Below are 13,817 nucleotides of genomic sequence, written 5' to 3'. Positions count from 1 at the left end.
TATTTCAAAAAATGGGAAAAGAATAGGGAAGGATTTCCGAGGAAATGGAGGGATGGAGATGGTCACGTTCACGGGTTATATTGTCGAACTCGAACCGACGTGGATGCGGGTCGCGCCGAATCAAGATGCCGAGCCGTTCGATGGCATCGTGTTTCACTGGGAAGAGCCACTTCGAGAGGATGAGACGCCGCTCGCCGTCGGGCAATATGTCCGCGTCGAGCACGATGAAAAGATGACCCGCTCGCTGCCGCCCCAGGCGACGGCGCATCGAATTGATGTGCTATGATGAGACCGAGGTGAACGAAATGGGACAGTCAAATTTCTTATGGATGGGTGTCGTCATCGCCATCAGTGCGCTCATCGTCTGGTTGTTGCAGGACGTGATGCCGTTTTGGATGTTATCCATCATCCTGCTCCTATTCGGGGCGGCGGTCGGCAACTTGCAGCGGCGCACGCGAAAAGACACGTAAAAAAGCACGTCATCATTCCGATGGCGTGCTTTCTTCATCTTCAGTTTCAACTGCAGTCGGCTCGTCTGTGGCTTCTTCGGGCGCGTCATCGGCGACCGGTTTCTCCTTGACGACGGGCGGCGTCTCTTTCTTGTCAGGTTTAGCGGTGGCTTTCGGCTTGTCTTGTTTCTTGACTGGTGCCGCCTCCGTTTCTTTTTCTTGAACTGCCGGCTGTTCCGGTTCGACCGGTTCGGCCGGTTCGGTCACGGGGACGTCAGGCTCGGTCGGTTGCTCCGTGACGGGAGGGGCCTCCGATTCTTCAGCAGGTTGTTCCGGTTCGGCCGGAGGCTCTTCCTCGACCGGTGCCGGTTCTTCAACTGTAGGCTCGATCGGTTCCGGTGTGTCTGGCGCTGCTTCAGCTTCCGGTTCCGGTTCGGGCGCTGGTTCCGGTTCAGGCGCCGGAGCGGGTTCGACCGGGTCCTCACGTTTCGGGACCGGTGTAATCGGTGCGACCGGTGCGAGTTCAGCGGCCGGGGCACTGCGCTTTGTCGTCGGTGGCGGGGCCGGTGTGTCTGACTCGAGGAACGACAGTACGTCTTGTTCGAACAAGGCGACCGGGAGAGTCTTCGTCACCAAGTGAAGACCGAGCACCCGTCCATTGGCCGTGACGATCGGGCTGCCGATGGCGCGGTTCGGTAAATCGAATTCGCGGCGATAGCTGTCTTCTTCGAACGTGAGCGTTCCTTCAATCTGTTCGTCCGGTGCGAGTGTCAACACCGATTCGTCTGGTCCGACAATCGCGTGACTGAACGAGAACGGGGTCGCTTTTACTTTTTCGATGCGGATGACGGCGATGGCGTCAGTCCGGCCGATGACCGTTCCATTCACCGTCTTGTCACCATGTTTCATCGTGACGCGGGTGATGCCGGCGACGTTATGGGCCGCCGTCAATACATCTTGCGGGCTAATCAAAAACCCGGTACCCGTGCCGACGGTATACAGGCTATCTTGCATCGTCTCAAGGTCGACGGTAGTGGCACCATCGGCTGAGACCGTGTCTTTCGTGATGTTCAAATCGACTTTGTCGGCGAGTGAATCACTCGAGCGCGGGCTGTCGGTAAGATAGGCGTTCGTTAAAAACGAGACGAATGCGATGAGTGCAATGACGATGGGGACAGCAATCCATTTCAAGCGACGTGGGCGATGGCCACACGTCGGACAAACAGTGGTTTTCGAGCGGGTCTTCGCTCCGCAGCGTGGACAAGTCACGGGATGACACCTTCCTTCATACACATAGATGATATGCCTATTCCTCATATGAAGCAGGGGTAAACAAATATTTGTTGGGGCACACACATTTATCTGGATTTGGACTGACTTTTTTTAAAACGGGAATGGGTTAGAGTAACGTTTCAGAAAGGGGAAACCGACATGCAGCCCTTTTGGACGACCCGTGCCTTCCGTTCCTATTCGATGAGTCGAGCAATATGATATGCTGTTGAAAATGACAGTAGGGATGGGATTAGATATGAAGTTCGTCGTATTATTCGGTCCACAAGCCGTCGGCAAGATGACGGTCGGACAAGAGCTCGCCAGCATCACGGGTTTAAAGCTGTTCCATAACCATATGACGATTGATCTCGTCAGTCCGTTCTTCAGTTATGGGACGGACGAAGGCCGCCGCCTCGTCCAGCTGTTCCGCCACGAATTGTTCGAAGCGGTCGCGAAAAGTGACTTGGACGGAATGATTTTCACGTTCGTCTGGGCGTTTGATTTAGTAGAGGACTGGGCGTATATCAAACAAGTGACCGACCTGTTCGAGTCGAACGGGGCCGATATCTACTACGTCGAGCTCGAGGCGGACATCGAAGAGCGGCTGATCCGCAACCAAACGGAGAACCGGCTGACACATAAGCCGACGAAGCGGGATATCGCCTGGTCGGAAGGTGAGTTGAAGCAGACGGCGACGCTCTATCGATTGAACTCACAGCACGGGGAACTCGACGTCGACAACTATTTGCGCATCAACAACACGCATCTCGATGCGGCGACGGTCGCTGAACGAATCAAACAACATTTCCAGCTATGACAAAAGCGAGTCCCGCATAAGGACTCGCTTTTGTTATGCCCACCAATCGGGGCGGTGATAGGAGGTGAGCAGGTCTTTCTCGACGAGACGTGCATCGAGGTAAGACGTGACGCTCGGGAGTATGGGATCGAGATCGGCCGGGTGGACCATGACCTCAATCGAGTCTCCAGGTTGAATCGCATCGAGCGTCTCTCGTGTGACGCCGTCACCGTAGAACGCGTCCTGAGACGCTTAGAGATGCGAAAAACATCGCCTAAATAAGTTGAATTGTGGTAAACGCGCTTCATACGCATCGAATAGCTGAATCAATCTTTACTCATCTTGGATGAGTGGATTCATCAAGCCGGCGGGACAGGCGTCGTGGTGCGAACCTGAGATAATCTCTTGAATCGCGAGTTGTTCAAACGTCTTCAAATTTGTGATGAATCCTTTGATTGGCAGCGGGAGTGACCCGATGGTGATTGGAAGCGGACCTGACTTCGTGATGACGGCGTCGTCAGGTGAATTTTGATGACGATACGGCAAGATTCGTAAAGTTAACGAGCCAAGCGTCCGGGCAAATTACGGCCATCTCATTGGCGAGCTCAATCAAGACCAGAATCGTACGGAACGCTTTTACCAAGCCGGCTGGCACCGTTCATCGCCGTACAAGGGAAGCGCGGTCGAGTATCGTTCATCCCATGGCAGGTCGCACCGGGCATCACGAAAAACCAGGCCGAGCACTCGCTCTTTCAGACGTTGTCACAAGTCCATGACGTCCATGTCGCCAAGACGACGGAGGCGCTCGAGATTGCCCTCGCTGATGAGAAAGTGAGTGGGCTGCTCGACTGTTCACTCGGTACGCCGTGTTTCTATATCGAGACGGTGACCGAGGACGCCTCTGGACGTACGATTGAATATTCACGTTCCTACTTTAGAGGGGATAAGACGAGCTTCGTCATCGAGCGGAGCTATTCTTGAACACGCCACAGTCTGGCGTGTTTTTTTGTATGGATTAAAGGGGTTTCGCATCCGGCAGCCATGGATGTCTCTCATTCATTGAAACGAGAAGCTATGTTGCGTACAGTTAGAAGTAGAAAGGTGGGGGTAGGATGTTATTCAAAAAGAAAACAGCAGAAGAAGCGGCAGGAACGAAACGGTTTCAAGTAAAATTGACGGAACAACTGCCGGAACTCGGGCAAATCACCATCCTCGTTGATACGGCCACCGGCGTGAACTATATCCAGACATGGGTCGGGACAGGTGGTGGCATCACACCGCTACTCGATGCGAATGGTGATGTTGTCGTCGAGGAAGGGTACCGATCGTGATGTCACTCAGCACCAATCGGCTGACGTTACGGCGGGTGATAGCGGACGATGCGCCGCACCTGTTGGCGTATTTATCGAAACCTGAAGTCGTCCGCCATATGGGACTCGACCCGTTCACGTCGTTAGAGGATGCGTTAGAAGAGATTGCCTGGTACGACTCAATTCTCGAGGAAGGGACAGGTGTCCGCTGGGGCATCACGTTGACCGGGCAAGACGAGGTCATCGGCAGTTGCGGATTTTTGAACGTTTCAGCGAAGCACCAGAGGGCAGAAATCGGGTTTGAGCTCAGCTCGGATCATTGGGGAAGAGGTATTGCTGGTGAGGCGCTCCGAGCGGTCGTTCGTCATGGGTTCACACAACTCGGGTTCCATCGTATCGAGGCGCTCGTCGAGCCGGCGAATACCGCGTCACAACAGCTCCTCGAACGGGTCGGATTTACGCGAGAAGGGTTGCTACGGGGGTATGAGTTAACGCAAGGGAAATATGACGATTTGTATATGTATTCATTGCTTGAGACAGACAGCATGACATGATGGGGGACGACACCGATGCAGATTATTGAATTCAAAAACGTGAGTCATGGAGACATTTTACATAACGTGTCCGGTTATTTCCGGGAAGGACGCATCACGACGTTCGTCGGCCCGAGCGGTGCCGGCAAGACGACGTGCCTGAAGCACATCAACGGTCTGTTATCACCGGACGCCGGCGCGATTTACTTCAAAGGGGAGAACATCGATTCGATTGACGTTATCGAACTGCGCCAGCGAATCGGCATGGCGTTTCAAAGCGCGCCGATGATTGACGGGACGGTGTACGACAACATGAACTTGCCGAAAGCCATCTTCGGTGAGACGCTCGAACGGGAGCGGGCGGCGGACCTGTTACAGAAAGTCGACTTGGGCGGAATCTCGCTCGACCAACCGATCAAGACGTTGTCGGGCGGGGAACGGAGTCGTGTCGCCATTGCCCGGACGCTCGTCAACAAGCCGGACGTGCTGTTGTTGGACGAGATTACGGCGAGCCTCGACTATCGGACTGTGAAAGAGATTGAGAGGTTGATTGTGAGACTGCAAAAAGACTTCGGGGTCACCGTCGTCTGGATAACGCACGACTTGGATCAGGCCCGGCGTGTCAGTGATGACATGTGGTTTTTGCGAAACGGGGAATTGATTGAATTCGGCGACGCGACGTTCATCGACGAGTCCGACAATCCGATGATCGGTCGTTTCGTGAGGGGGGAAGAGCTATGACGTTCATCGACCTGATGACCTCATTGATTTTCGTCGCCATCCCGCTCGGTTTGGCGCTGTTCTTGAAACTCGGGCTCGAACGCGACATCTTGATTGCGACGGTGCGGTCAATTGTTCAGTTGCTCATCATCGGCTACATTTTGACGTTCGTCTTCGAGAGCGACAGCCCGGTGTTCATGTTGCTCATGATTCTCTTGATGATTGGAGCGGCGACACAGAACATCATCAAGAAAGGGGACGGTATCCCTGGCATCACATGGATGATTCTGCTCACGCTCGTCACGGTCGAGACGCTGACGATGGGCCTCATGCTCGGACTCGGCATCATCCCGTTTGAGCCGGAGAAAGTCATCCCAATCAGCGGCATGGTCATCGGGAACTGTATGGTGTTGTCGCTCCTGTTCTTGAACAAGTTCAAAGACGAGGTCGAGCGGAGCGATGAAGTGATTGAGCTCATCTTGTCGTTCGGCGGCACACCGAAAGCAGCGATTGAGCGCAGTTTGAAGAGCGCCATCCGCACGAGCATGATTCCGACCGTCGAGGCGCAGAAGACGATGGGGCTCGTACAACTACCGGGTATGATGAGCGGACTCATCATCGGCGGGGCCGACCCGATGGAGGCGGTGTTGTATCAGTTGCTCATCTTATTCCTGATCTTGACGACCGCATCGATTTCGGCGGTCATGGTCGGCTATCTGGCGTATCCGCGCCTGTTCAACCAAAAACTTCAGTTCGTCGGCTTGACGTATCGAAAGGGGAAAACGACATGATTCAAGGCATCCATCACGTGCAAATCACGATTCCGAAAGGAGAGGAAACACGAGCCCGTGCGTTCTATTGTGGCGTGCTCGGTCTTCCAGAAATCGAGAAACCGGCGTCACTTCAAGGACGGGGCGGGTTTTGGCTCGAGGTCGGCGACCAGAGCGTCCACGTCGGCACCGAGGACGGGGTTGACCGACTGTCGACAAAAGGACACGTCGCCTACGCCGTGACCGATTTGGCGGAATGGGGACAGAAGCTCGAAGCGGAAGGGATTGAGCGGCTCACGGGCATCCCGATTCCTGGATTCGACCGGTTCGAGTTCCGCGACCCGTTCGGCAATCGAGTCGAGATGATTCAAGCCCTCTGAATGGAGAGTGCCCGCTGTGGGTGATTTTTTTTCGTTCAAGAGATCCCGAACAGTTCGATGACAGCTTTCCAATTGGAAGGATAGGCGTTGCTGCCCTCATGTTGATGCAACAGTTTGCCGTGACGGTTCACGGTGAAGTTCCATTGCGTCCCGTCCATCGTGAAACACCCTTTTTCCTCGAATACTTCAGGCCAGCGATGTGAGACGAGCGACACGAATCGCTCATGGACGCGGAAGGCATCTGTTTCGTTGTACCAACCGGAACGGGGAATCGCCGTGCATAAATCGAACTCTTCACGCCAGATGACTTCTCGTTTGACCGCGCCATCTTCAAAAAATGAGAAACTGGACTCGTTATGGACGCCGAAGCCGCCAACCGTGAACGGGGCGGTGACGGTCGGTTTCTTTTTACGGATGGCATCGAGCGGGATGGTCGGCTCGAACGTCAATTTCGCTTCGCGCGACCTTTTGAGGGCCAGCTGTTCTTCTACGGAACGCCTCGGACGAACGGATTGAAACCATTGCGGTTGTTTGTGTTGACTCATGTTCATCTTCCTTTCACCTCATCGGATGGCTTGATTATAAGCAAAATGAACATGAGGGGTATGTACAAAAATGAATCAGGTACGACGAAAGGGAGTGTCGATTGGGACACTCCCTTTTGAGGTGACGATTTAGTTTCAAGAAGGCGGAACGATTGTCCCTTGATGGAACCGCATCTTCCATTGGCCATCCACGTTCACCCAAATCGAACTGCGCAAGGCGATGCGTCCGGTGGAGTGGTCTTCGGTCCGATACGTGGCCAGGACGACGTCGTCTTGAACGGTCTCCAGTGCGAAGTCGGATAGGGTGATGTGAATCTCGCCGAGGTCCATCGTGGCGGCAGATGCCGTCCGATATAACATGCGTCCCGAACTGCCGATTTCAAAAAAAATTATCCGTGAGTAGACGGTGCAAGTGCTCAGGCGATGTGCGCACGTCGGTCGTCAGTAATGCCCGTTCCTGTTGTTCGATTAAGTCAGCTAGCATGTGGTTGCTCCTCCCGTTTTCCAAGATTCATGACGATGACGCCGAGTACGATGACGATCAGGCCGATGCTGTTCAAGGTCGACAGTACTTCCCCGTACACGAACACCCCGATCAGCCCGGTCGCGACCGTGCCGAGCCCGGCCCAGACGCTATAGGCAATGCTGAGCGGGATGGTTTTCAAGACGATGCCCATCAACGTGAACGAGATGGCGAAGCTGATTAAGAGAACGAGACTCGGGAACAGATTGGTGAATCCATCCGACAGCTTCAACATCGACGTCCCGAGCACCTCGAACGCAATCGATACCAGTAAGATTCCGTATGATTTCATGATTCCCCTCCTCATAGTTTCATCAAGACGAGTCCGATGATGACAAGCCCGATGCCCATGACGGTCTGAACCCGGACTTGTTCCTTGAAGACAAGGAAGCCGATTAGCGCCGTTGCCGCCGTGCCGACCCCGCTCCAAAACGCATAGGCGAAACTGAGTGGGATGGAAAGAAGGGCGAGCGACAACAAATAAAAAGCCGTCACGTAACCGAAGGCGACACCGAGAACGGGCAGGCGACTCGTTGTCGTCGCGTTCAGCTTCAACATGCTCGAACCGAACAGTTCAGAGACGATGGCACCGACGAGATAGACGAAGCCCATGTTACGATTCTCCTTTTGACAGCGCGTCGCACTTTTGTCGGATGATGCGGGCGGCCCGGTCTTTGAACGCAGCGCTATAGCCGTATGTCAACGCGAACCAAAACCCATCGCAGAGCAGTCGAAGCTCGAGCACGCGATCAGCGTCAGGACCATCCGCGGCGAACTGTTCATCCCATCGTTTGGCGGCGTCATTCCAAAGCTTTCCGCTCGCATCTTCTTGGGATGAGATGAAGACGGCAATCAAGTCGGCATCACCATCGCTATAATCGAGCGTCGCGAGGGCGTAGGCGCGTGTGAACGGGTAAGGACCATCCAACTCGGTTTGATGATGGACGATCCGATTTTTAAATTCATCGAGCGCCATTCTATTCATCTGCTGTAACAGGTTGCCCTTGCTTTCAAAGTGGTATAAGACGCCACCTTTCGTGATGCCAGCGCGTTTGGCTAAGTGGTCCATCGACAATTGTTGAATGCCTTCGGTTTGAATGATCTGTGCGGCGGTCCGCAGTAACAATTGTTTTTTACTCATGTGTTTCCTCCCACTATACTGAACGGTCAGTATAGTGAATGTATCAGACTAGAGGTGGGTTGTCGAGATGGATACATGAATGGGATAATTAGGAAAAGGGGGGAGAGATGATGGGTTCACATTTGATGCACCTCGTCATCGCGAATGAGGTGTTGGCGCATTTGACAGATGTCGATCGCACGGCTTTTTTGTTGGGAAATCTTGCGCCCGATGCGACGACGTCTAAACAAAACACTCACTATTACGCGGGACGGCATGAGGATATGACAAGACGGCTCGACCTTAATCAATATTGGATGGACAGTGTGGACGAGAATCAATCGTTCCGCCTCGGCTATTATTGCCATCTCGTCGCGGATGAGATTTGGTTGCAGGGGTTCTATAAATCCTGGCTCAAGCAAGTCATTACGAAAGACCCAGAAAAGCAGGCGATGTATTATGCCGATTTTGATGCGTATAATGCACGCCTAGCTCAACGACTAGGTGTCTTCGATTTCACTTCGTTGAAAAACCATGCGACGAATGAACTACGTGAACTCATCGTGAAAGTCGAGCGGGATGCGAAGGCAACAGAGGAAGGGACGTATACGATGTTTTTGCCACACCAGCTCGATAGTTACGTCGAGACGTGCATCCTTCGTTGCCGACAGATGGTTCAACAGAAAAGTGAGGTGACCACATGACACAACGCCGCTATGCGCCGCTCTACGTAACGTTTGGACTTTCGATCCTGACAATCGTGTCGCTGTTCACTGTGAACGCTCGTTTTTTTCCGAATTTGTACTTGATGACGGCCATCTGGGTGTATATCGCTTTAGATATCGCCTTGATCGCCACATTGATTTGGGGCCTATTCTCGAAAGAGAAGATGGTACGCGTGTTCAGCCTCGTTGGGAATCTTGGGTTAATCGTGCCGCTATCGATTTGGATTTTTCTGTTGTTGCTTGCTAATGGGATTTCGGAAGCATGAGGGGTGATAAATCAAACGTGCCATTTTTGATGCGTCCTGTTCCGTTTTTCATCTTGCTCGCATTGTGCGGACCGCTCGCATTAGCGCTTGTCTTGATTTATTGGCGCGATTTGCCAGAAGATAGGCGCGGTCCCCATATGATTATGTCTATCTTGTTCTCACTCATGTTCATCTCAAAAATTCTTCCGAACGGTATTTTGCAAATCATCGTCTTCTCATTCACATACACACTTGTTTTATTTATCACCTACAGCATTTGGGGTCGGAAAAGAAAACGAGAAAAAGAATAGCCGTATTAATCTGGAAAGTAGCCACACAAGCTGCTTTCTTTTTTTGTTCGCATTAGGTAGAGAGAATAATATTTCCATTTCCAATTTGAAAATTTGGCATTGCACAACCTTTTTTTGTTTGTTATGCTTCTCAATGAAAACGACAATGATAATCATTATCAGTGAGAAAGCGTCAGTATCCATACATAGAGCAGAATCGTGAAACGGTTGCGGACTCACTGAGAAGGTCGTCATTCAAAAACAGATACACAGGGAGATGGAAAGAATGGGGAAATGGAAAGCAGCAGTCATGCTCACATCACTCGTCTTCACGCTAGCCGCATGCGGTAGCACGGATGAGACGAAAGACGCAGGAAGCGCGGAAGCGGAGACGGCACCGAAGACAGTTGAAATCACGGACGCACATGGAACAATCGATGTGCCTGTCAACCCGGAGAAGGTCGTCGCGCTCGACAACCGAACGTTCGAGACGCTCTCAGATTGGGGCATCGACTTAGTCGCGGCACCAATCGGATTGATTCCAGCGGACTTGCCTTATAAAAACGATAAAGACATCGTAGACGTTGGGATGCATAATGAGCCGAACTTAGAAGCGATTGCTGGCGTGGATCCGGATGTCGTCATCGTCGGACAACGATTCGCTGACTACTACGAAGACATTAAAAAATTGGTCCCGGAAGCGGCCGTCATCAACTTGGACATCGAGCTCCCCGAAGATGCGGGTACGCCAGGAGAAATCTTGGTGGAAGGTTTTGAGACGACGACGCGTTCACTCGGTCAAATCTTTGAAAAAGAAACGGAAGCAGATGAGCTCATCGCGAGCTTCGAAGCATCGATCGACAGTGTGAAAGAAGCATACGATAGTGAAGACAAGGTGATGTCAGTCATCGTTTCAGGCGGCGATATCGGATTCTCGGCGCCGAACACAGGTCGTGTCTTCGGACCGATGTATGACATCTTTGACTGGACACCTGCCCTCGAAGTAGCGAAAACGACGGGTGACCACCAAGGGGATGAGGTATCGGTTGAAGCGATTGCTGAGAGTGACCCGGATTGGTTGCTCGTCCTCGACCGTGATGCGGCGATTACAAGTATGGAAGACGCTGTACCTGCAGCGGACGTGATTGATAACGCACCGGCACTCCAAAAAACGAAAGCCGTGACAGACGAAAAAATCGTGTATGCGCCAAACGATACGTACATCAACGAGTCGATTCAAACTTATTCTGAACTATTTAACGACTTCGCAGCCGCGCTTTCGAAGTAAGGGAGTCACGTTGTGCAAAAACCAATGACAGCAAGGGTTGAGACATTGTCTCAGCCCTCCTTTTCTAACATATGGACGAAGTCCTTTATCGTAGCAATGCTTGTGGTGTTCATATTGGCGGGCCTTTCGCTCGTGACCGGCGTCTATGACATTCGTCAAGAAGGTGGGTCGGACATGTTTTGGATCACCCGCGTCCCGCGTACGATTGCAATCATGTTGACCGGTGCCGCCATGGCGATGTCGGGACTGGTCATGCAACTGATCACGCAAAACCGTCTCGTCGAACCGACGACGACCGGGACACTCGAATGGGCGGGACTCGGCCTGCTCGCTGTGTATCTGCTCGTCCCGGCTCCGACGCTCATGATGCGGATGACGGGGGCAATCGTCTTTTCGTTCATCGGAACGATGGTCTTCTTCTGGTTTCTGCGCTCGGTCAAACTTCGATCGTCGTTGATTGTCCCGATTATCGGACTCATGCTCGGGGCGGTCGTCTCGGCCGTGTCGACGTTTCTCGGTCTATTCTTTCAAGCGAGCCAGACGATCGAAGGTTGGTTCGTCGGGTCGTTCGCATCGGTGCAGGTCGGACGTTATGAATACTTGTGGCTTATCATCCTCGTCACGTTCTTCATCTTCATCCTCGCGAATCGCTTGACGCTCGCTGGACTCGGAGAAGACATCGCGACGAGCCTCGGCGTCAACTACAACCGCCTCATCTTGATTGCGACGGGACTGATTGCACTCACGGTCGGGGTCGTGGCGACGGTCATCGGCAATCTGCCGTTTCTCGGACTGATCGTTCCGAACATCGTCTCGATGTTTCGCGGGGATGACCTGCGCAGCAACTTGCCGTGGGTGTGCGTCATCGGGATGGGAACGGTCCTCGTCAGCGATTTGATTTCGCGGACGATCATCATGCCGTTCGAATTGCCGGTATCACTCATTCTCGGGACGGTCGGATCAATTGTGTTCATCGCGATTCTCATGAGACAACGGAAGACGGGAGGGGTACGATGAGCACACTGATTGAAGAGAAGACAAAACAACGGGAAGCGTATGATGTCGATGGTCGATCCGTGCATACGGAAGAACGGTGTGCGACGGCGTTCCGTTCGAAACGAGAACAGCGCCGTTATTGGCTGTTCTTGACGTTCTTTGTCGTCGGGGGATTGCTCTGTGCGTTCGGGTTGCTCGTCTACAACAATCCGGTCCCGTTCGACTCACCGTCGTTCATCCCGGTCGTCGAGCGTCGGGTCGTCGCCGTCATCACGATGGCGATCGCCGCGCTCTGTCAAAGCATGGCGACGGTCGCGTTCCATTCGGTGACGAACAACCGGATCATCACGCCATCGTTGCTCGGGTTCGACGCGCTCTACTCGACGATTCAGACGAGCATGATCTTCTTCTTCGGTGCAGGGGCGTTAATCGGTTTTTCGGGAACCGGTGCCTTTTTGACCCAAGTGGGCCTCATGGTGCTCATGAGTCTGCTCTTGTATGGCTGGCTCTTGTCAGGGAAATATGGCAATCTGCAACTCATGCTTCTCATCGGCATTATCATCGGGACCGGCTTGAACTCGGTGTCCTCGTTCATGCGCCGCATGCTCGCGCCGTCCGAGTTCGACGTCCTGCAGGCCCGTCTGTTCGGGTCGGTGATGCATGCCGATGCCGCCTACTTCCCGATTGTCATCCCAATCGTGATTGTCGTCGGGACGTTGTTGTATAGCTTCTCCAATCGCTTGAACGTCGTCGCACTCGGAAAAGACGTGGCGACATCATTCGGGGTGAACCATCGCCGGAGCGTCATCTTTACGCTCGTCTTAATCTCGCTCCTCATGTCGGTATCGACGGCGCTGATTGGACCGTTGACGTTCTTCGGATTCTTGGTGGCGACGCTCAGTTATCAAGTGGCAGCGACGTACGATCATAAGTACGTGTTTCCGCTTTCGTTCGCGCTTGGCTTCTTCGTTCTGACGAGCGCGTATTTCTTTATGTATCACATTCTCAATACACCGAGTGTCGTGTCCGTCATCATCGAACTGTTCGGCGGCGTGATTTTCTTAGCGGTGATTTTAAGGAAGAGGTCGCTATGATTCAACTTGAACAAGTACAAAAATCGTATTCGGATGATGTCCAAATCGGACCGATCAATCTTGACATCCCGAAGGCCGGCTTCACATCGTTGATTGGACCGAACGGGGCTGGGAAATCGACGACGCTCATGATGATCGGCCGTTTGCTCGATTTAGACGCGGGTCAAATCCAAGTCGCAGGGATGGACGTGTCGAGCGCGAAATCGAAAGATTTGGCGAAAATCGTCACAATCTTACGACAAGAGAACCATTTCGTGACACGTCTTACCGTTCGTCAGCTCGCAGGCTTCGGACGCTTCCCGTACTCAAAAGGGCGGTTGACGCAAGAGGATGAACGGATTATCTCGAAATATATCGACTTCCTCGACTTGACGTCGCTCGAGCATCGCTATCTCGATGAATTGTCGGGCGGACAGCGCCAACGGGCGTACGTCGCGATGGTGCTCTGTCAGGAGACGGAATATGTTCTCCTCGATGAGCCACTCAACAACCTCGATATCGCTCGATCGGTCCAAATGATGGAGTACTTGCGTCACGTCGCCGACGAGTTCGGACGGACGATCGTCACGGTGCTCCATGACATCAACTTCGCAGCGAAATATTCGGACCGCATCTGTGCGATGAAAGACGGGAACATCGCCGCCTTTGGTACGGTCGAAGAGATTATGGACGCCGACATCCTATCTGAGATTTTCGAGACGAAATTGGAGATTATTCAAGGGCCTTATGGGCCAATCGCAGTCTATTAAAGAAAGGACGGG

The 13,817-nt window shown here is 53.0% G+C and carries 23 protein-coding genes; 15 read left to right on the top strand and 8 right to left on the bottom strand.

The window, feature by feature from the left end:
• The first annotated feature begins 58 nt into the window (after nt 1-58).
• Both KNP81_RS02725 and KNP81_RS02720 read left to right on the top strand, forming a co-directional pair.
• Entirely contained in the window at nt 59-286 is a 228-nt protein-coding gene (locus KNP81_RS02725) for a DUF3221 domain-containing protein (protein WP_214718167.1), read from the top strand.
• A gap of 19 nt (nt 287-305) precedes the next feature.
• Nucleotides 306-470 (top strand): hypothetical protein, encoded by a 165-nt coding sequence (locus KNP81_RS02720; RefSeq protein ID WP_214718166.1) that lies wholly within the window; start codon nt 306-308, stop codon nt 468-470.
• A gap of 12 nt (nt 471-482) precedes the next feature.
• Here KNP81_RS02720 and KNP81_RS02715 read toward each other — a convergent pair whose 3' ends face one another.
• Complete coding sequence (locus KNP81_RS02715) at nt 483-1,718, bottom strand: hypothetical protein (RefSeq protein WP_214718165.1); 1,236 nt, start codon at nt 1,716-1,718, stop codon at nt 483-485.
• Between the two features lie 259 nt (nt 1,719-1,977).
• Here KNP81_RS02715 and KNP81_RS02710 point away from each other — a divergent pair, with 259 nt between their 5' ends.
• The gene (locus tag KNP81_RS02710) at nt 1,978-2,538 is read left to right on the top strand and encodes an AAA family ATPase (protein ID WP_214718164.1); all 561 of its coding nucleotides are present in this window, start codon (nt 1,978-1,980) and stop codon (nt 2,536-2,538) included.
• A 312-nt stretch (nt 2,539-2,850) separates the two neighbouring features.
• Here KNP81_RS02710 and KNP81_RS02705 read toward each other — a convergent pair whose 3' ends face one another.
• On the bottom strand, nt 2,851-3,063 hold the full coding sequence (locus KNP81_RS02705; protein ID WP_251130235.1) for a family 4 glycosyl hydrolase: 213 nt from the start codon (nt 3,061-3,063) through the stop codon (nt 2,851-2,853).
• A complete protein-coding gene (locus KNP81_RS15425; protein WP_214718163.1) occupies nt 3,035-3,172 on the bottom strand; it encodes a family 4 glycosyl hydrolase in 138 nt (45 codons plus the stop codon). Before KNP81_RS15425 ends, KNP81_RS02705 begins: the two co-directional genes overlap by 29 nt.
• Between KNP81_RS15425 and KNP81_RS02695 the strand changes: the two genes are divergently transcribed.
• The 6 genes from KNP81_RS02695 to KNP81_RS02670 all read left to right on the top strand — a co-directional run bounded on the left by KNP81_RS02695 (nt 3,166) and on the right by KNP81_RS02670 (nt 6,230).
• Nucleotides 3,166-3,498, top strand: a complete 333-nt coding sequence (locus tag KNP81_RS02695; protein ID WP_251130259.1) for a GntR family transcriptional regulator — start codon at nt 3,166-3,168, stop codon at nt 3,496-3,498. The genes KNP81_RS15425 and KNP81_RS02695 overlap by 7 nt on opposite strands.
• A gap of 131 nt (nt 3,499-3,629) precedes the next feature.
• Nucleotides 3,630-3,848: a DUF6440 family protein gene (locus KNP81_RS02690; RefSeq protein ID WP_214718161.1), complete on the top strand. Its 219-nt coding sequence runs from the start codon at nt 3,630-3,632 to the stop codon at nt 3,846-3,848.
• Nucleotides 3,848-4,381 carry a GNAT family N-acetyltransferase gene (locus KNP81_RS02685; RefSeq protein ID WP_214718354.1) on the top strand — a complete coding sequence of 178 codons (534 nt, stop codon included), beginning with the start codon at nt 3,848-3,850 and terminating at the stop codon, nt 4,379-4,381. Before KNP81_RS02690 ends, KNP81_RS02685 begins: the two co-directional genes overlap by 1 nt.
• A gap of 15 nt (nt 4,382-4,396) precedes the next feature.
• Nucleotides 4,397-5,101, top strand: a complete 705-nt coding sequence (locus KNP81_RS02680; protein ID WP_214718158.1) for an ABC transporter ATP-binding protein — start codon at nt 4,397-4,399, stop codon at nt 5,099-5,101.
• Complete coding sequence (locus KNP81_RS02675) at nt 5,098-5,871, top strand: ABC transporter permease (RefSeq protein WP_214718150.1); 774 nt, start codon at nt 5,098-5,100, stop codon at nt 5,869-5,871. The genes KNP81_RS02680 and KNP81_RS02675 overlap by 4 nt, the downstream gene beginning before the upstream one ends.
• Nucleotides 5,868-6,230 (top strand): VOC family protein, encoded by a 363-nt coding sequence (locus KNP81_RS02670; RefSeq protein WP_214718149.1) that lies wholly within the window; start codon nt 5,868-5,870, stop codon nt 6,228-6,230. The genes KNP81_RS02675 and KNP81_RS02670 overlap by 4 nt, the downstream gene beginning before the upstream one ends.
• 35 nt (nt 6,231-6,265) lie before the next feature.
• Here the strand turns inward: KNP81_RS02670 and KNP81_RS02665 are convergent, their stop codons facing one another.
• The 5 genes from KNP81_RS02665 to KNP81_RS02645 all read right to left on the bottom strand — a co-directional run bounded on the left by KNP81_RS02665 (nt 6,266) and on the right by KNP81_RS02645 (nt 8,439).
• Nucleotides 6,266-6,775 (bottom strand): hypothetical protein, encoded by a 510-nt coding sequence (locus KNP81_RS02665; protein ID WP_214718148.1) that lies wholly within the window; start codon nt 6,773-6,775, stop codon nt 6,266-6,268.
• A 135-nt stretch (nt 6,776-6,910) separates the two neighbouring features.
• The gene (locus tag KNP81_RS15210; RefSeq protein ID WP_251130234.1) at nt 6,911-7,135 is read right to left on the bottom strand and encodes a hypothetical protein; all 225 of its coding nucleotides are present in this window, start codon (nt 7,133-7,135) and stop codon (nt 6,911-6,913) included.
• A 113-nt stretch (nt 7,136-7,248) separates the two neighbouring features.
• Nucleotides 7,249-7,590, bottom strand: coding sequence for a DMT family transporter (locus KNP81_RS02655; RefSeq protein WP_214718147.1), 342 nt, complete (start codon nt 7,588-7,590; stop codon nt 7,249-7,251).
• 11 nt (nt 7,591-7,601) lie between these two features.
• Nucleotides 7,602-7,910, bottom strand: a complete 309-nt coding sequence (locus KNP81_RS02650) for a DMT family transporter (RefSeq protein ID WP_214718146.1) — start codon at nt 7,908-7,910, stop codon at nt 7,602-7,604.
• 1 nt (nt 7,911) lies between these two features.
• Nucleotides 7,912-8,439 (bottom strand): TetR/AcrR family transcriptional regulator, encoded by a 528-nt coding sequence (locus tag KNP81_RS02645; protein ID WP_214718145.1) that lies wholly within the window; start codon nt 8,437-8,439, stop codon nt 7,912-7,914.
• Nucleotides 8,440-8,549: 110 nt separating this feature from the next.
• On the opposite strand from KNP81_RS02645, the gene KNP81_RS02640 reads away from it, so the two are divergent.
• The 6 genes from KNP81_RS02640 (at nt 8,550) to KNP81_RS02615 (ending at nt 13,805) form a co-directional block, all read left to right on the top strand.
• Nucleotides 8,550-9,122 carry a zinc dependent phospholipase C family protein gene (locus KNP81_RS02640; protein WP_214718144.1) on the top strand — a complete coding sequence of 191 codons (573 nt, stop codon included), beginning with the start codon at nt 8,550-8,552 and terminating at the stop codon, nt 9,120-9,122.
• The gene (locus tag KNP81_RS02635) at nt 9,119-9,409 is read left to right on the top strand and encodes a hypothetical protein (RefSeq protein ID WP_138858938.1); all 291 of its coding nucleotides are present in this window, start codon (nt 9,119-9,121) and stop codon (nt 9,407-9,409) included. The genes KNP81_RS02640 and KNP81_RS02635 overlap by 4 nt, the downstream gene beginning before the upstream one ends.
• Nucleotides 9,410-9,964: 555 nt before the next feature.
• On the top strand, nt 9,965-10,966 hold the full coding sequence (locus KNP81_RS02630; protein WP_214718142.1) for a siderophore ABC transporter substrate-binding protein: 1,002 nt from the start codon (nt 9,965-9,967) through the stop codon (nt 10,964-10,966).
• Between the two features lie 24 nt (nt 10,967-10,990).
• The gene (locus KNP81_RS02625) at nt 10,991-11,983 is read left to right on the top strand and encodes an ABC transporter permease (protein ID WP_251130258.1); all 993 of its coding nucleotides are present in this window, start codon (nt 10,991-10,993) and stop codon (nt 11,981-11,983) included.
• A complete protein-coding gene (locus tag KNP81_RS02620) occupies nt 11,980-13,056 on the top strand; it encodes an iron chelate uptake ABC transporter family permease subunit (protein ID WP_214718138.1) in 1,077 nt (358 codons plus the stop codon). Before KNP81_RS02625 ends, KNP81_RS02620 begins: the two co-directional genes overlap by 4 nt.
• Nucleotides 13,053-13,805, top strand: a complete 753-nt coding sequence (locus KNP81_RS02615; RefSeq protein WP_214718136.1) for an iron ABC transporter ATP-binding protein — start codon at nt 13,053-13,055, stop codon at nt 13,803-13,805. The genes KNP81_RS02620 and KNP81_RS02615 overlap by 4 nt, the downstream gene beginning before the upstream one ends.
• Nucleotides 13,806-13,817: the final 12 nt, after the last annotated feature.

Origin of the sequence: Exiguobacterium sp. s149 (genome assembly GCF_018618395.1) — a bacterium.
Lineage (GTDB): Bacteria > Bacillota > Bacilli > Exiguobacteriales > Exiguobacteriaceae > Exiguobacterium > Exiguobacterium chiriqhucha.
Note: the sequence above shows the minus strand (reverse complement) of the source record. Positions and strands in the feature narration are given on the sequence as shown.

Coding starts and splice junctions, on each gene's coding strand:
- KNP81_RS02640 (WP_214718144.1), top strand. CDS start 8,550: ATGGGTTCACATTTGATGCACCTCGTCATCGCGAATGAGGTGTTGGCG.
- KNP81_RS02725 (WP_214718167.1), top strand. CDS start 59: ATGGTCACGTTCACGGGTTATATTGTCGAACTCGAACCGACGTGGATG.
- KNP81_RS02655 (WP_214718147.1), bottom strand. CDS start 7,590: ATGAAATCATACGGAATCTTACTGGTATCGATTGCGTTCGAGGTGCTC.
- KNP81_RS02615 (WP_214718136.1), top strand. CDS start 13,053: ATGATTCAACTTGAACAAGTACAAAAATCGTATTCGGATGATGTCCAA.
- KNP81_RS15210 (WP_251130234.1), bottom strand. CDS start 7,135: ATGTTATATCGGACGGCATCTGCCGCCACGATGGACCTCGGCGAGATT.
- KNP81_RS02710 (WP_214718164.1), top strand. CDS start 1,978: ATGAAGTTCGTCGTATTATTCGGTCCACAAGCCGTCGGCAAGATGACG.
- KNP81_RS02720 (WP_214718166.1), top strand. CDS start 306: ATGGGACAGTCAAATTTCTTATGGATGGGTGTCGTCATCGCCATCAGT.
- KNP81_RS02690 (WP_214718161.1), top strand. CDS start 3,630: ATGTTATTCAAAAAGAAAACAGCAGAAGAAGCGGCAGGAACGAAACGG.
- KNP81_RS02650 (WP_214718146.1), bottom strand. CDS start 7,910: ATGGGCTTCGTCTATCTCGTCGGTGCCATCGTCTCTGAACTGTTCGGT.
- KNP81_RS02670 (WP_214718149.1), top strand. CDS start 5,868: ATGATTCAAGGCATCCATCACGTGCAAATCACGATTCCGAAAGGAGAG.
- KNP81_RS02645 (WP_214718145.1), bottom strand. CDS start 8,439: ATGAGTAAAAAACAATTGTTACTGCGGACCGCCGCACAGATCATTCAA.
- KNP81_RS02675 (WP_214718150.1), top strand. CDS start 5,098: ATGACGTTCATCGACCTGATGACCTCATTGATTTTCGTCGCCATCCCG.
- KNP81_RS02665 (WP_214718148.1), bottom strand. CDS start 6,775: ATGAGTCAACACAAACAACCGCAATGGTTTCAATCCGTTCGTCCGAGG.
- KNP81_RS02635 (WP_138858938.1), top strand. CDS start 9,119: ATGACACAACGCCGCTATGCGCCGCTCTACGTAACGTTTGGACTTTCG.
- KNP81_RS02630 (WP_214718142.1), top strand. CDS start 9,965: ATGGGGAAATGGAAAGCAGCAGTCATGCTCACATCACTCGTCTTCACG.
- KNP81_RS02680 (WP_214718158.1), top strand. CDS start 4,397: ATGCAGATTATTGAATTCAAAAACGTGAGTCATGGAGACATTTTACAT.
- KNP81_RS02685 (WP_214718354.1), top strand. CDS start 3,848: ATGTCACTCAGCACCAATCGGCTGACGTTACGGCGGGTGATAGCGGAC.
- KNP81_RS02625 (WP_251130258.1), top strand. CDS start 10,991: ATGACAGCAAGGGTTGAGACATTGTCTCAGCCCTCCTTTTCTAACATA.
- KNP81_RS02620 (WP_214718138.1), top strand. CDS start 11,980: ATGAGCACACTGATTGAAGAGAAGACAAAACAACGGGAAGCGTATGAT.